The following is a 3,490-nucleotide window of genomic DNA, read 5'->3' as shown; positions in this document are numbered from 1 at the left end:
CCGAGCTAATGCTCGGCTTTTTCTGAATTTGGCAGGGGTAGCAAGACTCGAACTCGCAACCATCGGTTTTGGAGACCGCTGTTCTACCAATTGGAACTATACCCCTGTTGATGTGTTAGATTTTGCTTAATATTGGCCAAAAGGTAAAGTACTTTTTGCACTAAAGCCGCCGTTTGCAGCTTTTTCAGGCGTTTAGCGCGTACTTTAAGCATAAAATAAGCTTAAACAGTAAAAGGTCGACCTTCTTTAGCGGGGACTTTACTCCCCTTTATTAATCAAATTGCCAAAAGGGAGCTTTCCAGCCATGCATTAACACTGCACTGTTAATATATATAAGTTCTACAGAGCCACTGACTGCTATGGATGTGTGGAAGTAACAATATCTAGAGTGAACATTTGTTAGACGGCTTGAGTAGCTCACTATTAACAAAACTCAACAATCTCTTAAGTTAACAAGCTATGTTTATGTGACCTATAAGCCGCTTATTACATGAATACGACAAGCGATCTTCCTTAATGCTTTATTTTCAAAACAGGTCGACGCGAGATAAGTCGTTAAACACTGCGTTACCCTGCAACGACATTAAAGCTACTTCAAGCAGAACTTAATTGATGACAACCATTTACTGAAAGCGGAGGTTTAGGTCTGCCAACAGAAAACACCTGTAAGATTGACACTACACTATTCATTTTTCGCGGTATTGATTTAATCCCATTCATAAATAACGTTAGTCTTTGTCAATAAAATTCCCCTCAAAAGGGGCATTACATCAACATTCTAATCTAAACAGATGCATTTAAATTAAATACCAACTTCTCCACCGTCGTCTTTACGGATAACAACGGTTGCAGCGCGAGGTCTGACAGACATACCATCTGGTGTTGCTTCTGTCGCGACTGATGAATAGGGCCAGTTTCTTGGATGCTGAATGTTAGCAAATACCGTGGTGTAATCAGAGGTAATAGCGAAACCTGTCACCTCACAACCATTTGGACCGACAAAAAATCTTTTTAACTCTGCTTGGTTATCAGCATTAACTACCTGCTGTTGACCATTCTCGTCCGTCATTGAAGATGGCACAATCGCTAGCATTTGATCATTGGTATAGTCTTCAACTTCATCGGCACCATTATCGGTTTGTACCCATAAAATCCCGCGCTTATCAAAAGCTAACCCGTCTGGACTAGCAAATTGATTTAAATCGGTTAGTCCAGAGCGATTAGTTTGCTCATCGCCATCAACAGGCGAACCAAAAACAAAAATATCCCAAGTAAACTCTGTAGCTGTACTACCTTCATCCCATCGAATAATGTGGCCAAAGCTATTATTTAAGCGTGGGTTTGCGGGATTAGTGCTGTCAACGCGTTTAGTGTTGTTCGTTAGCGTTAGATAAACAGTACCAGTAAATGGATCTACACTGGCCCACTCAGGGCGGTCCATTGGCGTTGCACCGACTAAATCCGCAGCCCCAGCAGTATTAAGGATTATAGCTGCAACTGAATCAAAGCTATCTGCTAAGGTTTTACCATCTGTTGTCACGCTGTCTAAAGTCAAAGGTAACCACTCGCCAATACCGTCTTCATTGAACTTGGCGACATATAGGGTGCCTTCGTTCATATACTTATCGCCAGTGGCAATGCGGTTAGTCGAATCGGCATCGGCTGCGCTCCATAACGCAGTAGACTCAAACTTATACAAATACTCAAATCGTGAATCATGACCTGAATAGAAAACAACAGGCTTGCCTTCTTCTAGCTTACCAAAGGTACAGCCTTCGTGGCGAAAACGACCTAACGCAGTACGTTTTACCGCGCGAGAGTTAGGGTTGTATGGATCAATCTCAACAATATAGCCATGGCCATTAGCTTCATTGCGGTAGTCACCTGCCGCACTAGCCGCCGTTGGCGTCACATCAAAACGAGAAAACTCGTCTAAGTGCTCTTCGCCATTACCAGCAAGGTGATCCCAGCCGTATCGAGTACCAGATGTTGATAGCCCAATACGCTGCTGCTCTTCAGTTAATTCACCACGATTAACAAAGTAGCCAGGCCAGTTTTCTTCACATGTTAAATACGTGCCCCAAGGAGTATAGCCATTACCGCAATTATTAAGCGTGCCGCGTGCTTGGCTGCCATCAGGTGAATAACGGGTTTCAAGGTAAGCGCTATAAGCTAATGGCCCGGAAATATCCATCACAGATACACCGGTGAATCGTCTATTATGCGAGTCATTTTTAATCACTTGCCACGTGCCATCGTTGAGCTTTATACGCACAACCGAAACACCATGTGCATTAATCTCTTTGCGAACTTCATCAAGTATGCTGCGTTTACCATCAGCATCAACAGTCGGTCCCATTGGGTGTAACGCACCTTGATCAATATACTCGTGGTTAACACAAAGTAAGCCATCATCACCAGCTTCTGTTAATGGGAAGAAGTGCATCCCATCATGATGCATACCCATTGAATTAGCTTGGTCATCAGCAGTATTTGAGCCATCTGGCTTAAATGCACTGGCTTTGTCATTCAATGGCTCGCCCCAAGGCGCTAACACATAGGCAGAGTATCCTGTAGCGACCGCTACCGCATCAGTCTTAGAGCCTGCGATAGAGTCAAAGCCCAGAACAGCTTGGCTAACATTAGGCACTTCTGGGTCTGGCGTTGTTGGCGTTGTATCTGTCGGTGAAGAGTCGCTACTTGAGCTACATCCCATCATGCCAAAGCCACTAAACGCAGTCATAGCACTTAAGCCAAGGCCACTTCTGACAAAGTTACGTCGTGAAAGATGCTTATCTAGCACCTCATTAAATGGGGTGTTCTTACTTTTGTTGTAGCGAGTTGGATCAAATGTAGCCTTGCTCATAATTCATCCTTGCAGTCAAAAATAATCAATCGTTTTTGTAATTGTCGACCAGCAGAATAAGAACAAAATATGACAAACTAACTTGATGCGTATGACAGAAATAAAACCTTATCAATGCTGAACTGATTAGGTCAGCCATAAAACGATGAGGTCTAGAGTACATGATTAACTAAATAGCAGACGCAAAAAAGCCCGCTACATCGTAGTGGGCTTTCTCACTAATTTGGCGCCTGGAAATGACCTACTCGGTTCGCGCAGCGAACACATGGGGGCGGAGAAGCCCTGCTCTGGATGCAACGCATTCAAGGGCTTTGAAGCGCGAGTAACTTATTAAGAAGCTGGAGATCCCGCTCAGCGGCGGGGCGACGTCGGGGGTAGGCATTTATGCCTACCTTAAGTGAAGCAGTCACCTTTACGGGTAGCTGTATTCTAGATAAGTAGCGTTCAGTATTTTACAAACGCCCAAACGCAAAAAAGCCACCTTAATAAGGTGGCTTCTTCACTTAATTTAAAGCCTGGAAATGACCTACTCTCACATGGGGAGACCCCACACTACCATCGGCGATATTGCGTTTCACTTCTGAGTTCGGAATGGATTCAGGTGGTGCCACAACTCTATGGTTT

1 protein-coding gene, 1 tRNA gene and 1 rRNA gene are annotated in these 3,490 nt (G+C 44.1%); all 3 read right to left on the bottom strand.

Annotated features, from left to right (window positions below; all coding sequences use genetic code 11):
* Positions 1-29: 29 nt before the first annotated feature.
* A tRNA-Trp gene (locus L2740_RS21340) sits at positions 30-106 on the bottom strand.
* Between the two features lie 696 nt (positions 107-802).
* Positions 803-2,866, bottom strand: a complete 2,064-nt coding sequence (locus tag L2740_RS21335) for a PhoX family protein (protein ID WP_248951999.1) — start codon at positions 2,864-2,866, stop codon at positions 803-805.
* 513 nt (positions 2,867-3,379) lie between these two features.
* A 5S ribosomal RNA gene (gene rrf, locus L2740_RS21330) occupies positions 3,380-3,490 on the bottom strand; the annotation flags it as partial.

Source organism: Shewanella pneumatophori, from assembly GCF_023283895.1.
GTDB classification, from domain to species: Bacteria; Pseudomonadota; Gammaproteobacteria; order Enterobacterales; family Shewanellaceae; genus Shewanella; species Shewanella pneumatophori.
This window is presented reverse-complemented; position numbering and strand designations above follow the sequence as displayed.

Excerpts from the sequence above, each read along its gene's own strand:
- L2740_RS21335 (WP_248951999.1), bottom strand. The coding sequence starts at position 2,866 with ATGAGCAAGGCTACATTTGATCCAACTCGCTACAACAAAAGTAAGAAC.